At 67.2% G+C, this 16,457-nt stretch carries 18 protein-coding genes; 10 read left to right on the forward strand and 8 right to left on the reverse strand.

Annotated features, from left to right (window positions below):
• Positions 1-17: 17 nt before the first annotated feature.
• The 6 genes from VZC37_RS15900 to VZC37_RS15925 are packed head-to-tail and all read left to right on the forward strand — an operon-like array spanning position 18 to position 5,754.
• Positions 18-1,196, forward strand: a complete 1,179-nt coding sequence (locus VZC37_RS15900; protein ID WP_330433534.1) for an ABC transporter substrate-binding protein — start codon at positions 18-20, stop codon at positions 1,194-1,196.
• Entirely contained in the window at positions 1,196-2,527 is a 1,332-nt protein-coding gene (locus VZC37_RS15905) for an FAD-binding oxidoreductase (RefSeq protein WP_330433535.1), read from the forward strand. Before VZC37_RS15900 ends, VZC37_RS15905 begins: the two co-directional genes overlap by 1 nt.
• On the forward strand, positions 2,524-3,294 hold the full coding sequence (locus VZC37_RS15910; RefSeq protein WP_330433536.1) for a creatininase family protein: 771 nt from the start codon (positions 2,524-2,526) through the stop codon (positions 3,292-3,294). The genes VZC37_RS15905 and VZC37_RS15910 overlap by 4 nt, the downstream gene beginning before the upstream one ends.
• A complete protein-coding gene (locus tag VZC37_RS15915) occupies positions 3,291-3,902 on the forward strand; it encodes a pyridoxine/pyridoxamine 5'-phosphate oxidase (protein WP_330433537.1) in 612 nt (203 codons plus the stop codon). The genes VZC37_RS15910 and VZC37_RS15915 overlap by 4 nt, the downstream gene beginning before the upstream one ends.
• Entirely contained in the window at positions 3,899-5,296 is a 1,398-nt protein-coding gene (locus VZC37_RS15920; RefSeq protein ID WP_330433538.1) for an amidohydrolase family protein, read from the forward strand. Before VZC37_RS15915 ends, VZC37_RS15920 begins: the two co-directional genes overlap by 4 nt.
• Positions 5,293-5,754 (forward strand): cupin domain-containing protein, encoded by a 462-nt coding sequence (locus VZC37_RS15925; RefSeq protein ID WP_330433539.1) that lies wholly within the window; start codon positions 5,293-5,295, stop codon positions 5,752-5,754. The genes VZC37_RS15920 and VZC37_RS15925 overlap by 4 nt, the downstream gene beginning before the upstream one ends.
• Here the strand turns inward: VZC37_RS15925 and VZC37_RS15930 are convergent.
• From VZC37_RS15930 to VZC37_RS15940, 3 genes are all read right to left on the reverse strand, one after another.
• The gene (locus VZC37_RS15930) at positions 5,717-6,064 is read right to left on the reverse strand and encodes a hypothetical protein (protein WP_330433540.1); all 348 of its coding nucleotides are present in this window, start codon (positions 6,062-6,064) and stop codon (positions 5,717-5,719) included. The genes VZC37_RS15925 and VZC37_RS15930 overlap by 38 nt on opposite strands.
• Positions 6,065-6,138: 74 nt before the next feature.
• Complete coding sequence (locus VZC37_RS15935) at positions 6,139-6,543, reverse strand: hypothetical protein (protein WP_330433541.1); 405 nt, start codon at positions 6,541-6,543, stop codon at positions 6,139-6,141.
• A gap of 22 nt (positions 6,544-6,565) precedes the next feature.
• Positions 6,566-7,366, reverse strand: coding sequence for a TetR/AcrR family transcriptional regulator (locus VZC37_RS15940; protein WP_330433542.1), 801 nt, complete (start codon positions 7,364-7,366; stop codon positions 6,566-6,568).
• 96 nt (positions 7,367-7,462) lie between these two features.
• Here VZC37_RS15940 and VZC37_RS15945 point away from each other — a divergent pair, with 96 nt between their 5' ends.
• Complete coding sequence (locus VZC37_RS15945; protein ID WP_330433543.1) at positions 7,463-8,443, forward strand: ATP-binding cassette domain-containing protein; 981 nt, start codon at positions 7,463-7,465, stop codon at positions 8,441-8,443.
• Entirely contained in the window at positions 8,440-9,261 is an 822-nt protein-coding gene (locus VZC37_RS15950) for an ABC transporter permease (RefSeq protein WP_330433544.1), read from the forward strand. The genes VZC37_RS15945 and VZC37_RS15950 overlap by 4 nt, the downstream gene beginning before the upstream one ends.
• Here VZC37_RS15950 and VZC37_RS15955 read toward each other — a convergent pair whose 3' ends face one another.
• Both VZC37_RS15955 and VZC37_RS15960 read right to left on the reverse strand, forming a co-directional pair.
• Complete coding sequence (locus VZC37_RS15955; protein WP_330433545.1) at positions 9,262-9,402, reverse strand: hypothetical protein; 141 nt, start codon at positions 9,400-9,402, stop codon at positions 9,262-9,264.
• A gap of 218 nt (positions 9,403-9,620) precedes the next feature.
• A complete protein-coding gene (locus VZC37_RS15960) occupies positions 9,621-10,247 on the reverse strand; it encodes an AMIN-like domain-containing (lipo)protein (RefSeq protein WP_330433546.1) in 627 nt (208 codons plus the stop codon).
• Between the two features lie 177 nt (positions 10,248-10,424).
• On the opposite strand from VZC37_RS15960, the gene VZC37_RS15965 reads away from it, so the two are divergent.
• Positions 10,425-11,093 carry a GNAT family N-acetyltransferase gene (locus VZC37_RS15965; protein ID WP_330433787.1) on the forward strand — a complete coding sequence of 223 codons (669 nt, stop codon included), beginning with the start codon at positions 10,425-10,427 and terminating at the stop codon, positions 11,091-11,093.
• 8 nt (positions 11,094-11,101) lie between these two features.
• On the opposite strand, the gene VZC37_RS15970 is transcribed toward VZC37_RS15965, so the two are convergent.
• The 3 genes from VZC37_RS15970 to VZC37_RS15980 form a co-directional block, all read right to left on the reverse strand.
• Positions 11,102-12,052: an alpha/beta hydrolase family protein gene (locus tag VZC37_RS15970; RefSeq protein ID WP_330433547.1), complete on the reverse strand. Its 951-nt coding sequence runs from the start codon at positions 12,050-12,052 to the stop codon at positions 11,102-11,104.
• 78 nt (positions 12,053-12,130) lie between these two features.
• Positions 12,131-12,934, reverse strand: a complete 804-nt coding sequence (locus VZC37_RS15975) for a Mesocentin (protein WP_431309429.1) — start codon at positions 12,932-12,934, stop codon at positions 12,131-12,133.
• 136 nt (positions 12,935-13,070) lie between these two features.
• Positions 13,071-14,249, reverse strand: a complete 1,179-nt coding sequence (locus tag VZC37_RS15980) for a low temperature requirement protein A (protein WP_330433549.1) — start codon at positions 14,247-14,249, stop codon at positions 13,071-13,073.
• Between the two features lie 153 nt (positions 14,250-14,402).
• On the opposite strand from VZC37_RS15980, the gene VZC37_RS15985 reads away from it, so the two are divergent.
• Entirely contained in the window at positions 14,403-16,148 is a 1,746-nt protein-coding gene (locus tag VZC37_RS15985) for a SulP family inorganic anion transporter (protein ID WP_330433550.1), read from the forward strand.
• Positions 16,149-16,457: the final 309 nt, after the last annotated feature.

Here is a 16,457-nt window from a genome sequence, read left to right on the forward strand (position 1 = left end):
CACAACCGAAGGAAGACATGACAAACCACACCTGGCGTCGCCTGTCCAAGAGCACCGGTATCGCGGCGGTCGCCGCGGCCGTGGCCCTGACCGCAGCCTGCGGTTCCGACAGCGGCACCGAATCGTCCGGCTTCGACGGCGCGATCGGTCCGGTCGACCTCAGCCAGAACTGCCCCGCCAAGATCGTCGTGCAGACCGACTGGAACCCGGAGTCCGAGCACGGACACCTCTACCAGCTCCTCGGCCCCGACAACACCACCATCAACGCCGAGAACAAGCGTGTGGTGGGACCGCTGTTCGATGGCGGGGAGTACACCGGTGTCGACCTCGAGATCCGTTCCGGCGGACCGGCCATCGGCAACCAGACGGTCACCTCCCAGATGTATGCCGACCCGGACATCATGCTCGGTTACGTCGACACCGACCAGGCGGTGCAGAACTCGCAGTCGAACCCCACCACCGCGGTGATGGCGCCGCTGGACATCAGCCCGCAGATGATCATGTGGGACCCGGCGACCTACCCGCAGGTGCAGGGCATCGCCGACCTCAAGGGCGTCGACGCCCGGGTGCTCTACTTCGAGGGCTCCACCTACATGAGCTACCTGACCGGATCGGGCATTCTGTCGCCGGAGCAGGTCGACGGCAGCTATGACGGCACACCGGCCAACTTCGTCGCCGACCAGGGCCGCGCTGCCCAGCAGGGCTTCGCCAGCTCCGAGCCGATGGTCTACGAGGAAGAGGTCGAGGGCTGGATGAAGCCCGTCGACTACCAGCTGGTGCACGACGTCGGTTTCCCGATCTACAAGTCCGCTCTGTCGGTGCGGTCCGGTGACCTGGAAGCGAACGCCGCCTGCCTCGAGCAGCTGGTGCCGGTGCTGCAGCGCGGCGCCGTCGACTACATGGCCAATCCCGATGCGGCCGACGCAGTGATCGTTGACGCGGTGGAGCAGTACAACACCGGCTGGGTGTACACCGACGCCAACGCCGAGTACGCGGTGGCGACCATGGCCGAGCAGAATCTCGTCGGCAACGGACCCAACGCCACCATCGGTGACTTCGATCCGGCCCGCGTGGAGCGTGTCATCGAGGTGACGACGCCGATCTTCGCCGAGCAGGGCACCCCGGTCGCCGATGGCCTCACCGCAGAAGCTGTGTCCACGAACCGGTTCATCGACACCTCGGTGGGCATGCCGTGATGCCCGCCCCGGTGGTGAGCGTCGACACCGACGACGGGCGCCCCGATTTCGGGCCCGACGACGTGGACGCGCTCGCCGACGATCTGCTCGCAATCCTGGGGCCGCGCGGTGTCGGTACGTTGCCGCGCGCCCTGGAGCGGGCCGGTCGTGACGGGTCGGGCATGAGCCCGATCCTGTCGGCCCAGCAGCTCGGCACTCCCGATCTGGTCTGCTACCCGCGCACCGCCGACGTGGTCCCGGCCATCGTCCGCGCGGCGGTCGCGCGGGGCGTGCCGATCACCACCCGCGGCAAGGGCACCGGCAACTACGGCCAGGTGATCCCGCGGTTCGGCGGCCTGGTGTTGGACATGACGTCGCTGACCGAGATCCATTCCGTCACCGACCGCGCCATCACCGCGCAGGCCGGCGCCCGGATGATCAACCTGGAACAGACCGCATGGCAGCACGGCAGCCAGCTGTGGATGTACCCGTCGACCGTGCAGTCCACGCTGGGTGGATTCCTGGCGGGCGGATCGGCCGGCACCGGCACCATCGTGCACGGCCGCAACCATGAGGGATTCGTCGACGCCCTCGACGTGGTCTATGCCACCGAGGACGCCGAACTCGTGCATCTCGACGGGGCCGACGCGCAGCCGTTCGTGCACACCTATGGTGTCGCCGGGATCATCGTGAGCGCGTCGGTGCGGCTCGAGCCGCTGCAGGAGTGGCGTTGCGTGTATGCCAGTTTCGCGACGCAGCGGGAGGCGTTCGACGCTGCCTACCGGGTGTCGAGCATCGAGCCGAAGCCACGGCTGCTGTCGGCGGACGGTCCGATGATCGTCGACGCCCTGCCCGAGGACCCGGCGTTCGTGTCCGGGCGGGCCAACGTGCGCGGGATCATCGATGCCCGCGCCGTCGAGGAGGCCACCGACCTGCTCGTCGCCGGCGGCGGCCGGATCGAGGCGGTTCGCGAGGGTATCGCGGAAACGGTGAAGTTGTCCACCCTCTCCTATAACCATCCGACCTGGTGGCTGCAGAAAGCTCAGCCGGACAAGTGGTTTCACATGGAGTGTCGTGGTGACGCGCTGGTCACCCGGCTCGACGAGGTCGAAGAGGTCTACGAGGGCGGCATGGTGCACCTCGAGGTGGGTCACGAGATGATGTTCGGCATGCTCAACGGGATCTACCGTGACCCGCAACAGGTCATCGCCGGGGTTCCGGTCCTCGAGGAGCTCGGCGTCGGCATCCATTCGCCGCACCAATGGTATGTCGACCTCGACGCCGAGCGGGTTCAGGCACTGGCCGCACAGACCGACCCGAAAGGTCTGCTCAATCCCGGGAGGTGGATGTGATCGCGCACCGACGCTACGCCGAACTCACCACGGCGGAAATCACCACCGCCCTGTCCCGGGATTCGATCCTCGTGCTGCCGACCGGGGCCATCGAGCCACACGGACCGCACCTGCCGCTGGCGACGGATCTCATTGTCGCCGAAGCCGTATCCGAAGCAGTGGTACAGCGTGGTGCCGCCGCGGGGCACGACGTGTGGCTGCTTCCCGCCCTGGGGTACACCAAATCCGACGAGCACGCGCATCTGCCGGGGACGATGTGGCTGCGGTCGTCGACGCTGTTCGAGACGCTCGTCGACATCGGCGCGTCGATCGCGCAGACACCGGCACGCCGACTGTTGTTCCTCAACGCGCACGGTGGAAATTCGGCACTGATCGAGGTCGCCGCGCGGGAACTGCGCCGTCGCTTCGACCTACAGACGTTCTTCTCCTCCGGCCCCGGGCAGCCCGGCCCCACCGAACGGGGTCTCGGCATCCACGCCGGGTGGGCCGAGACGTCGATCATGCTGCACCTGAGACCCGACCTGGTCCAGATGGACAAGGCCGTCGCGTCGGTGGCCGACGCCGTCGCCGACCACGAACACGTGGGCTTCACCAAACCGGTCAAGTTCGGCTGGCTCGCCACCGATTTCGCCGAGTCCGGCGTCATCGGCGACCCCACCGGAGCCGACGCCGGGATCGGGGAGAAGCTGTTCGACGAACGCGTCAGCACCCTGGTGTCGTCGCTCGGCGAGATCGCCACCTTCGATCCGGGCCGGGTGCGCCGGTGATCACCAGCGGTACGGACTTCGGAACCGACTGCGATGCAGCCGATTACCGCACCACCGACCCGATGGCGCTGCTGCGGCGGTGGCTGCCGGACGCGGACAGCCCGCCGCCGCTGATGTCACTGGCCACCTGCGGCCGCGACGGCTATCCGAGGGTGCGGCATGTGCTGTTGAGTGAAGCCGACGACACCGCCGTCTACTTCCACACCGACAGCAGGTCGTCGAAGGTGGCCGAGCTGTCCGAACGACCACGAGCTGCGATCGCATTGGCATGGCCCGGGGTCGGCCGGCAGGTCGTCGCACACGGCGACGTACATCCCGCGTCTGATGACGAGCTACAGCAGGCATTCTCGCGACGGACACGCTACCTGCAACTACTCGCCTGGCTCAACGATGACGACACTGCCCTGCAGTCACCGGAGGATCGACGACGGCGGTGGGCCGAGTTCGACGCCGACCACCCGGTATTGCAGGCACCGGCCACGTGGACCGGGTTTGCTGTCGACCTGCACGAGATCACCTTCTGGCGCGGCGATCCGGCCGGCCCGTCGCAGCGGGTACGGTTCCACCGCCGCGGAGACGATTGGACATCGGAGGTACTGCCCGGATGACCGCGGCAACATTCCACAACGCACTCATCCTGCCCGTGGTCGGCGAGCAGCCCTGGTTCTGGGGCTGGCTGTCGGTCGACGACGCCGGCCGCATCTCCGGGCTGGGCGAGGGCACACCGCCTGCGGATGCGCCGTCACCTCGGCATGACCTCGAAGGCCGTTTTCTGGCACCGGGTTTCGTGTCGGCGCACAGCCACATCTACACCGGCGGCATGCGCGGCGTCGCGCCGAGCAGCCCACTCTACGAGTGGGTCTCCCTCAACGGGCAGATGCTGCTCGGCGCCGATGCCGAGGACCTCTACTGGATGACCCTGGCGGGTGGGCTCGACCACCTCTCCAACGGCATCACATCGGTGTACAACTTCACCCAGTCGCGGGTGGTGTCGATCTTCGACTACGAGCGGTCGGTCCTCGCGCCGCAACGGGTCCATTCGCCGGAGTTCGTCACCCGGCAGATCGACGGCCTCGCGGCTTCCGGCATCCGCTTCGTCACCAGCGTTCGGCTCGACGACGAACAGCTGCGCGAGGACGACGCGTTCACCGGGTTCGACACTGCCATGCGGTATCTCGACACCGTACCGGCCGACCAGAACCTGGGTGGGTCGGTCTACGGGGCGGTGCAGTGGTCGTCGTCACCGGCGACCGCTGAACGCGAACGCACGCTGATGAGCAGCTACGGCATCACCAACCAGGCGCATTTCGTGGAGACCGCCGAACAGATCGAGATCCAGCAGGCCAAGTTCGACTGGTACGACGCCGCCGGAGTCCTCGGACCCGGCTTCGCGTTCGGCCACTTCGTCCACCCCACCGACGAGATGGTGACCCGCGTCCGCGACACCGGTTCCGCGGTGGTGTGGCAGCCGATGTCCAACGGACGGCTGGGCTCAGGCATTGCCGATGTGCCACGGCTGCTTCGCGAGTCGGTGACGGTTGGGATGGGTGTCGACGATCAGTCCTGCACGGATGTCTCGGACCCGTTCGAGAACATGCGCACCGGCCTGTTCCTGCAGCGCGGGCTGCACAGTGATCCGGGTCTGCTGACCCCGGCCGATGTGCTCGCGCTGCATACGCTCGGATCGGCCGCCGCGATCGGAGTCGCCGACCGGGTGGGTTCACTGGAAGTCGGCAAGTTCGCGGATCTGCTGATCGTCGACCCGTACTCGCCACACACCGGACCCATCTGGGACCCGGTCGCCACCTACGTGCTGGGCTGTGGGCTGCGGAACTTGCACGAGGTCATCGTCGGCGGCTCGACGGTGTGGCGTCGCGGTGTCGACGATCCGCAGCGTGCGCGCGCGGATCACGAACTCACCGAACGGATGATCGCATCTGCAGCAGGCTCCGGGATTCGCCCGGTGCGGCTGTCGGCCCCGGCAGGAACAGCCGGCTCGTGATCGCCGCTCCCGTCGTCGCGGACGTCGACACGCTGCACGGTTACAAGATCAGCCCCGACGACACCGTCACCCTCGCGGTGCTGTCCGGGCCGGAGACCTCCGGTTCGGATACCACTGTGTGCTTGGAGATCTGGGAGCCGCTGGGATCGCAGCCACCCAACAGCCATCCCGAGTCGACCGAGACCTTCGTGATCGTGGCCGGTGATGGTGTGGCCTACTCCGATGACCACGTGCGGCCGGTGTCGGCGGGGACGATCATCGTCCTGCCGAAAGGGTCGGTGCACCGCATCGCCAACTCGTCGGAGACCGACAAGATGTACGCGATCACCGTGATGGAGCGAGACGGCGGGTTCGAGGACATGATCCTGCGGGGTTCGCCGGTGGCGTTGTCGGACGAGGATCGTGCTGTGCTCGGGGCGGCTACGGGCCGACCGACCAGCGGCCCTGTGCGCACATGACCGCTTTGCCCTTGGGTGTCACGGCCACGGAGTACTGACCCGAACACGGTTGTCCGAGAGTGCGGGTCACCGGATCGGCCGGTGCCACACGCACCCACTTGAAGCCGCCGCTGCCACCCATGTAGGCGCAGACGGTGGGCACACCGTTCGGCTGATTCCGGTAGTCGCGGGCCTCGGCTTTGGTGCACGGAGCGCCGATCCGTGGTGGACTCGCGGTCGCACCGGGAACGTCCTGGAGCACGATCACGCCACCGGCCACCACTGCTACTGCCGCCATCGTCGGACCCAGTCGGGATTGACCCAGTTTCATGATCGAACGGTAACCGGCGTGCGCGAGCGTCCGGTACCGGCTCGTCGCGAATTCGGTTGGTTGATCGACGCGAGTCAGTTGGCCGCCACCAGCCGGCAAACGATGAGCACCACCAACCCCATCAGCCCCGACGTCGCCAGCAGGAACGCCGTACCCGCCGTCGCGGGGTCCATCACGGTGACCGCCCAGACGGCGGCGATCGCCGAGACGAGGACGACGAGCAGACCGAGATCTCGCACCAGTTGCCATCGCAGGGGTGATTGCGTCGCCAGCATCACCATGCCGAGGTAGCTGCACGTGTTGATCGCGCCGACGAAGATGGCGAAGGGAGCGTTGTACGCGACATCCGCGAGAATCGGGACCGTCGTCAGGGCGAGCGTCGCGATAGTCCCGACCAATCCGAGGATGATGACCAGCACATTCTCGCGGAGGTCTCGGGCGCGGCCGTCCCCGCCGGTCGGCTGCTGAAGGTCAGGCATCGTCGATCACCGGCTCCATCCGCTATCTCGCCTTCTCCTCCACGAATCGCTCGATCCCATCGAGGACCACTCGCAGTCCGAACTGCAGATCCTCCTCCAGGCCGGTCGGATCGGAGCCGGCGATGGCCTCCGCGATGTGCGGAAACCGGTCGGGACCCGCGACGGTTGCCATCAGTGCCTCGAACCCGGCGTAGGGGTTGGCGGCCTCGACGGCGGCCGGGTCCAGCGCGGAGAACGGGGTGGAGTCATCGAGGCCTGCTTCACGACGGACGACGGCCGCTGCGGCGCGCCGCGATTCCACCTCGACGCGTCCCTCGCCGAGCACGAACTGACCGAGCAGGCCGAGGATCGCCAGCTTGTCCATGAAGGAGATGTCGAGCTCGCGCATGATGCCGAATCCCGCGTCGATCCATTCCATACGTTGCGGCCCGGGTACCACCGACGACAGCGGGAGGTCGAGCATCCAGGGCCGCGCGAGCATTCCCTCGATCTGTCTGGACGCCCAGCGTTCGAGCCCTTCACGCCAGGTGAGGCCGTCGGTGTCGGGAAGCGTCATCAATCCGCCGACGGCGTCGGCCATCAGCACCAGCAACTCATCCTTGTTCGCCACATGGCGGTACAACGCCATCGAGGTGCATCCGAGAAGCTCGGCGATCTTCGCCATCGACACTGCGGCAATCCCATCGGCGTCCGCGATCTCGATCGCCGCGCGGACGATCGACTCCACGCTCAATGCAGGCTTCGGACCACGCTTGCCGCTGACCCCGCCGAACCACAACCGCTGAACCGTTCCCGGAAATTCGTCGGACCCGCTGTCACTCACGTCCTCATCATCCACTTCGCCCTTGCCGTTCACCACTAACTGTGTCTACCATAAACGCAATGTTTATGTCGTAAACAGTTGGATGAGGAGCTGACAGTGTCCGATGAAGTGGTGAGCGCGACCGGACTGCACAAGTCCTTCGGCCGCGGAAACAAGCAGGTCGACGTGCTCAGCGGCGTCGACCTCACGCTGGCGCGCGGCGAGGTCCTCGCGCTGCTCGGGCCGAATGGCGCGGGCAAGACGACGACCGTTCGGATTCTCACGACACTGCTCCGCCCGGATTCCGGGTCAGCATCCGTCGACGGGTTGGACGTGGTGCGCGACGCCCATCGGGTGCGCGAGATCATCAGTCTCACCGGACAATACGCGGCGGTCGACGAAAAGCAGACCGGTCGGGAGAACCTGACGATGATGGGGCGGCTCGCGCATATGTCGCGCCGCACGATCGGATCGCGGGTCGACGGTTTGCTGGACGGTTTCGACCTGGTCGACGCGGCCGACCGCCGCGTCGACACCTATTCCGGCGGTATGCGACGGCGACTGGATCTCGCTGCCGGCCTCCTCACCCGGCCGCAGGTGCTGTTCCTCGATGAGCCGACCACCGGGTTGGACCCACGCAGCCGGCAGACGATGTGGGAGGTGATTCGCGGGGTCGTCGCCGAGGGCACCAGCCTGTTCCTCACCACCCAGTACCTCGAGGAGGCCGACCAGCTCGCCGATCGGATCGCACTCATCGACGATGGTCGGGTTGCCGCGGAAGGCACACCGGCGCAACTGAAACGGCGCGTCGGAGACGCCGGTGTGGAGTTCACGTTCGGGTCGGATCGCGACGCGCAGCGGGCGTCGGAAGCGTTGGCCTCCTTCGCGCCGACAGTCACCGACTCGGCGGTACGTGTCCCCACCGACGGCACCGTCGAGCATGCTCGGGCCGTGCTGGCGGCCGCCGTGGACTTGCCCGTAGGTCCGGTCTCGTGGGATCTGCGCGCACCGTCCCTCGACGACGTCTTCCTCAACCTCACCGGTCACGGAGTACGCACTGCCCCTGCAGATCCCGACAAGGAAGAGGTGGCGGCATGACCACGCTCGCACCCACCCCGGTCCATGGCGGCCGGCTTCGCAACGCTGCCGGCGACCTCTCGACGATGGTCGGCCGGTCGTTCCGCCTGACCCGACGCGACCCCGACGAACTGATCATGGCGCTGGTCCTGCCGACCAGCATCCTGGTGCTGTTCGTCTACGTCTTCGGCGGCGCGATCTCGATCGGCGTCGACTACATCACCTACGCCACCCCGGGCGTCATCCTGCTCTGCGCCGGCTACGGGGCGTCGAACACCGCGATCGCGATCTGTCAGGACATGACCAGCGGCGCGATGGATCGGTTCCGGTCCCTGCCCATCGTGAGTGCGACGGCGGTCGGCGGGCACATCGTCGTGAGCGTGCTGAAGAACCTGGTCACCACCGCGGTGGTGCTCGCCGTCGCCGTGGCCATCGGCTTCCGGCCGTCGGCCGATCCGCTGGAATGGCTGGGCGCGATCGGCATGGTCGTCGCCTATGTCACCGCGATCACCTGTGTCGCCGCCCTCATCGGCGTCACCGTGCGAAGTCCCGCTGCCGCAGGCGGGTTCGGGTTCGTGATGCTGTTCCTGCCGTACGTGTCGAGTGCGTTCGTGCCGCCGGAGACGATGCCGACATGGATGCGGGGATTCGCCGAGCACCAGCCGATCACCCCGGTCATCGAAACCCTCCGCGGGCTGCTGGTGGGACTGGGCACCGACGGACAGCCGGTCACGGACCTGGGATCGACGGCTGCACTCGCGCTGGGGTGGTGTGCCCTGATCTCGAGCGTGTTCGCCGGCGCCGCCGCGTGGGTGTTCAACCGGCGGCGGTACTCGTAGTCAGGTGAAGGCCTCGGCCGACGCTCGTTGATGCAGCTCCTGCAGCGTGCTGACCTGCTGCTCGGCGCGTTCGTTCAGCCCGGCTCCGAGGAGGTGCATGCGCAGGTAGGTGGCCAGGAGTTGGCGGCGGTAGGGGGTCATGGGTGGTGAGTACCCAGGGCGGATCTCGATACCCCCTCCGCTAGCGCTCCGGGCTACTCGATCAGCGGGGGGCGCGCTCCGGGCTACTCGATCAGCGGGGGGGTGGTCACGGGATCTCGGATCTCGATACGCCCTCGGCTAGCGCCTCGGGCTACTCGATCAACGGGGGGGCGCCTCGGGCTACTCGATCAACGAATGGGGGATCAGCGGAGGGGGGATCAGTGTGCGAGGAACACCACCACATCGACGATTCCGTCATCGCGGCGCCGCTTCTCGACCGCGAACGGCGTCTCCTCGTCGACGCCGATGCCGAACTTGGTGACGCCCTCGAACGACGTGGCGAACGCGATCTCGCGCAAGGTCCGGTAGCTGTCGTCGGCGACGAACCGGTAGTCGCGGAACTGCTGCGGGTCGTTCACCCACGCGAACACCGACAGCTCGAGGAAGGCGCCGCCCTGCAACTGCACCGGGAACCCGGAACCGTCCTGCCGCACCTGCGGCACGTACCGGGCATCGAAGCCAACCTCGGATGTCGTGGTGCTGATGACGATCTGATCGAAACACTCACCCGCGCTGGGCGTCACGTCGCCGATGCCGCCATCGGTGGCGGGGCTGATCGGTGGTGCGGTGTCCTCGGCGGTGTTCCAGTTGGCGGGGTTCATGCCCTGGTCGACGCATTCGCCGTCCGAGGTCGTCGGCGATGACGCGGCCGGCGGCGCTGCGGCGGAAGAGGGTGTCACGGTCTGCGTCGCCGTTTCGGTGACCACCGCGGTTCCCGGCTCGTCGTCGTCGGCGCATGCACCCACACTCAGCGCGAGTAGCACTGTCACCGCGCCCACAGCCATCGTCCGAACGTTCACATCACACCCCATCACGCTTGTGTCCGAGGGTAGTCGGCCATCGAGGTCATTCGAGGGAGCGAAATCCGGTTCCTCCGGTTCTCTGCCTGCGGGTATCGTCGCGTCGTGGTCACCTGCGCAACCTCCGGCTCCCCTGCTGGGCCGCCGCACGCCGACCACCGGATGCTCGACAACCCCGCCTTCGCGGCCCTGACCGGCCCGCATACCCGCTTCGCCGAACGGCACGGCCACGCCGTGCGCTACCGGCCGGAGGTCTGCCCGATGGCCGCGCTGCCCGACGATCCGTCGGCTGCCGATTGGGCCGATGCGGCCGTCCTGGTGGGTGCCGGACAGTCCATGTTCCTGCCGGTGGTGTCAGTGACCGCGCCCACGGACTGGGGTGTGACGATGCAGATGCCCGGCGTGCAGATGATCGACCAGAGCGCAGCCGGCGTACCGGACCCCGAGGCGATCGAGCTGGGGGCCGCGGACGTACCGGAGATGACGGACCTGGTGCGACGCACCGAGCCGGGACCGTTCCGCCCGCGCACCATCGAACTCGGCACCTACCTGGGCATCCGACGCAACGGCCGGCTCATCGCCATGGGCGGCGAGCGCCTGCACCTGCCCGGATGGACCGAGATCAGCGCTGTCTGCACGGACCCGGACTTCCGTGGCCAGAGGTTGGCCAGTCGCCTGATTCTCGCTCTCGTGCACGGCATCCGGCAGCGCGGGGAGATTCCGTTCCTCCACGCCGCGGCCACCAACACCAACGCCATCCGGTTGTACGAAACGCTCGGGTTCGTCGTGCGCCGTGAGGTCATGTTCCAGGTGTTCACCGCACCGCGATAGCGGCCCGTCTATTCGGCCACCAGCTCGTCGAGTTCGGCCTGCGACGTCGCGGCGATCACGTCGATGACCCGGTCATACGACGAACTGTCCGATGACACGATCCCGCCGTGGTCGATCCCCTGTAACAGCACCAGCGACGCCGACCCGCCCTGCCGTTCCACCTCGTCCACGTAGCGCCGCGAATTCGTCGGCGCAACAACGGTGTCGATGGTCCCGTGCATCGCGACGACCGGGGTGTCCGAATCGATGTTCTGGATGGGATCGACCTCGGTGTACCGTTCCGGCACCTCACTGGGCGTGCCGCCGAGGACGGTCACGATCCGGTCGTCGCCGTGGGTGGCCGCGTACCGCATGTCGAGCGGACCAGCCAGTGACACGACGCGGGTGGGCCGGAACCGCGGGCTCGACCCGACCTCGTCGTCGTCGAGCTTGTGCCGGGTGCCGCCCCACACGGCCAGCTGCGCGCCGGCACTGTGTCCGACGACCAACTCGTCGTCGGTGGTGAGCTGTGGGTATTGCTGATCGACCTCGACGACATGGTCGAGGGCGCTGGCGATGTCGTGAAATGTGGTCGGCCATCCACCGCCGGACCCGACGCGGCGGTACTCGACGTTGTAGACCGCCATGCCGCGGGCGGCGAGGTCACGGGCGAGCGGATCGAACAGGTCTGCGCCGAGTTGACTCTGCCAGGACCCGCCGTGGATCAGGACGACGAGCGGGATGGTGTCTGTCTGCTGAGGCCCGGCAGGGAGGTACAGGTCGGCCCAGTTCTGTTCGGAGTCGGCGTCGTCGACGGTCGGGTACTCGATGCGGGTGACCGTCACGTCGTCGAGGGTTGCGGCGGCGCTTGCGGCCGGGGCTGCGGCCGGTTCCGGGGTTCCGTCCGACGTGCACGCCGCCGCCGACACCACGACGCCGGCGACGAGCCCCAGAACCGACAGCCTCCGGCGCCGCCGCATGCATGTTCTCCCTGCAGGGAGGGCACTTCCGATCACCGGATCATTCAACCCCGTGCCGGTGGATTGTGCAGACGAGGGTCAGCTGCCGCCTTCGGTCTCGGTGGTCTCCGGCGCCGGTGCGTCCTCGGTGTCCGGGGCACCACCGCCGCCCTCGTTCGGGTTGGTGCAGATCGTTCCCTCACAGGGCACGTAGCGGTTGGCGCCGTCGGGACTCTGGATCGCGTTCGCGCCCACGTAGCTTCCCACCGGGCATGCCGGATCTTCGTTCTGCGCGCAGTATTCCTGGGTGAGGCCGTTGCCGGTCGATCCGTCGGCACCCGTGGGCCCGCCGTTCACCGCTGCGCCGTTGGCATCCCACGCGCCGGTACCTTCACCGCCACCGTGGTTGGGATTGGTGCAGACCGTGCCCTCACACTTCACATACGAGTGGCTGCCATCGGGATTCTTGATCGCGTTCGGACCCACGTAGCTGCCCTTCGGGCAGGCGGGATCCTCGTTCCGAGCGCAGTACTCCTGGGTCAGCCCATTACCGGTTGAACCATCGGCGCCGGTGGGGCCGCCGTTCACCGGGTTGCCGTTGGCATCCCACGATCCGCTCTTGGCGTGTGCTGCCACGTGGACGCCCAGATAGCTGCCGGTGGGGCATGCCGGGTCCTGGTTGTGCGCGCAGTAGTCCTTGGTCAGGTTGCTGCCGGTGGAGCCGTCTGCTCCCTGCGGTCCACCGTTCACCGGCTGGCCGTCGGCGTCCCAAGAACCGGCCGCCGCATTCACGCTCGTCGACGAGTCCGCCGATGAGGAATCACTCGAATCCGAACACCCGGCGAGGATCAGACACAGCGAGAAGACAGCCGCGAGACCCGCGAGAAACCGTTTCACCCTCAGCACCTTTCACACAGCAAAAGCGAGCAAAGTGTGGCGGCAGAAATCGGCGCCATTCGTGATCAAAGCATTCCCGGGCGTTTCCGGCAAGACGTTGACGATGAACTTCGGTAACTCGAGACCGAACCGCGAAGGGGCGCTACTTCTGCTCCGGCAGTTGCGCACTCGCCTGTTCCACCGGCGGCCGCACCACCAGCACCACCACGATGATCACCAGGATCACCGTCGTCAACGTCACCGGCACCGGCAGCAGCGGGTCCAGCAGAACGAGTGCCGCTCCGACCGGCACGACCGTGTTGACGACGCGATCGGCGTTGGCGCGGATGGCGATCCACCACATGCCGAGAATGAAGATCGAGACAGGGACAGCGACGGTGAACGCCGCCTGGGTTTCGCTCAGCTCGCTGTGGTGGGTGATCACGTCGATCTCCACCTCGATGCCGGCGGAGAATGCGCCGGCGGCGGCGAACACGAAGTAGTGCACGTACCCGTACCGGAAAGACTGGCCCATGGTGCCGATAGCGCGGTGATGCGGCGGCCAGAAGTAGATCCAGAACAGGGCAGCCGTCGCGATGAACGCGAGCACCGCAATGGACAGCAGCGGGGCGAGTTCCTCGTCCTCGTGCAACGCCTCGATGATCGCGTTCGACGACGCCAACAGGCTTTCGCCCAACAGGATCAGCGTGAACAGACCGTAGCGCTCGGTGATGTGGTGGGGATGCCAGAACGTGTTGCCCCGGCTTTCGGCGATCACCGGCACGGCGAGTTCGGCGGCAACCAGGATCGCAAACCCGACGAGCGTCGCGGTGCCATCCGGCAGGAACAACGCCAGAATCCACAGCACCTGCACGACAGCGATCCCGCCGGCGTAGACCTGCGTCGTTCGGCGCTGCTCACCCGCACCGCGGGAGGCTCGCAGCCATTGCGCAACCATCGCGAACCGCATGATGACGTAGCCGACCACCACGAGCGCGAAGTCGCGGTCGGCGAAGGCGGCGTCGACGCCGGCGGCGACGACCAGCACGCCGGCCATCTGAATGAACGTGAGGACCCGATAGAGCCAGTCGTCGGTGCCGAAGGACGTGGCGAACCACGTGAAGTTCATCCATGCCCACCAGATGGCGAAAAACACCATCGCGTACGAGAGCACACCGTCGGCGATGTGGTCCTCGGTGAGCGCATGGTGCAGTTCCACCGCCGCGGTCGCCACAGCGACCACGAAGACGAGGTCGAAGAACAGTTCAAGGGGTGTCGCGCTCCGTCCGGGTTCCTCCGGATCACGCGGCCGCATGGTGCTCAGGTGTAGTCGAGGCGACATCGTCCACCCTCCTGGCTCAGGTCGTCGACGGCGGGTCCACCGCATCATGCCACCCGCGCGGACGTGTCGACGGTGTGCTCGGCCCCGCCACGCCCGCAACGTGACCGAGGCGTTGTTCCGTGGTGGCCACGTCACGAGGTGATAATGCCTGCCATGGCGTCCACGTCTCCGCCCACGCGGATCGACCGATACCTGCCGGGGATCGCGACCATGAAGTCCTACGAGCGATCCTGGCTGCGCGGCGATCTCGTCGCGGGTGTCGTCCTCACCGCACTGCTCATCCCGGCCGGCATGGGCTATGCCGAGGTCGCCGGCCTACCACCGGTGACCGGCCTCTATGCCACGATCATCCCGCTGCTCGCCTACGCGATCGTCGGTCCCTCCCGCATCCTGGTCCTGGGCCCCGACTCCTCACTCGCGCCGATCATCGCGGCCGCGATCATCCCGCTCGCCGCATTCGATGAAGAACGTGTCGCCCTCGCCGGCCTGCTGGCCATCGAGGTCGGCATCGTGCTGGTCATCGGTGGTCTGCTCCGGCTCGGCTTCGTCACCGACCTGCTGTCCAAACCGATCCGAATCGGCTACCTCAACGGCATCGCCCTCGTCGTGCTGCTCAGCCAACTGCCCAAACTTCTCGGTTTCTCGACCGAGGGTGATTCGGCGCTCGACGAGATCATCGACTTCGGCCGTGGCATCGCCGACGGTGAGATCGACGGGCTGTCCTCCGCGATCGGTGTCGCGTGCCTGACCGTCATCCTGCTGCTCAAGCTGTGGCGCAAGACCTTTCCAGGTGTGCTGATCGCGGTGGTCGGCGCGATCGTCGTCGTCGCCGTGTTCGGATGGTCCGATGACATCCCGGTGGTCGGGGCGATGCCCCGCGGACTGCCCACCCCGGCGCTCGGCGGCGTCACCGTCGATGATGCGATCAGCCTGATCGGCCCGGCCGTCGGCATCGCCTTGATCGCGTTCGCCGACACCAGCGTGTTGTCGCGGACCTTCGCGGCTCGGGCCGGCACCACCGTCGACGGCAGCCAGGAGATGGCGGCGATCGGCACCGCGAACATCGCCACCGGATTCCTCAGCGGCTTCGCGATCTCGGCGTCGTCGTCACGCACACCGGTTGCCGAATCCTCGGGCGCAAGAACCCAACTCGCACCACTCGTGGGCGCGCTGCTGATCGTGGTGTTCATCTTCGTCGCGCCGAACATCACCGAGTACCTGCCGTCGTCGGCGCTGGCCGCCGTGGTCATCACTGCGGCCATCTCGTTGGTCGATGTCCGCGGCGTGACAGCGTTGTTCCGGGTCAACTGGGTCGAGGGTGCCTTGTCCATCTCAGCATTCCTCGGCGTCGCACTGTTGGGTGTGCTGCAGGGAATCCTGGTGGCGATCGGGTTGTCGTTCATCGCTTTCGTGAACCAGGCATGGCGCCCGTATAGGGCCGAACTGGGCCGGGTGTCGGGCGTCCGTGGCTACCACGACATCACCCGTCACCCGAGTGCCGAACGCATTGAGGGCATCCTGATCCTGCGCTTCGACGCGCCGCTGTTCTTCGCCAACGGCGGCATCTTCGACGACTACGTCCGCTCGGAGGTCACGCGAGCGAACGCTGCGGGCCGCGCAGTGCACACGGTGATACTCGCCGCCGAACCGATCACCGACATCGACGCCACCGCGGTCGACGAACTCGTCGAACTCGACGACTACCTTTCCTCGCACGGGATCACGCTCATCTTCGCCGAGATGAAAGACCCCGTCCGCGAACAGCTCGCGCGATATCAGTTGGTCGTGGATGGCCATCCCCGCTTCGACGACTCCCGTTTCGCACCCACCACGGGCGCGAAGGTCGACGAGATCACCGGAATGTGGCGAGGGGATCTGGGACCGGGTCACGGGACCTGATGCCAGACCGTGTCGTCTGCACGACCGACACGTCGGCAGGCCTCCCCGGCTCTGCGCGGTATCTGTCGTACGGTGCTGCGCGTCATGAGCGCCGATCCGTATCCATCGTCCGGGCAGCCGGAACCCGTTCCCGCGGCGGTGCTCGGCCGGCGGCCTCTCTTGACGCGCGCGTGGGCGCGGCGCCCGCACGTCGCTGCGGCGGTTCCGCGGAGGCCACACGGCCGTGCGCCGCGCCAGCTGCACCAAGGGGTGGCCATCACGTGTCGGGTCGCGGCGGCGCATCTTCCGGTTCCGCCCGCGGGGGCGCAC

The organism is Gordonia sesuvii (assembly GCF_036350415.1).
Lineage (GTDB): Bacteria > Actinomycetota > Actinomycetes > Mycobacteriales > Mycobacteriaceae > Gordonia > Gordonia sesuvii.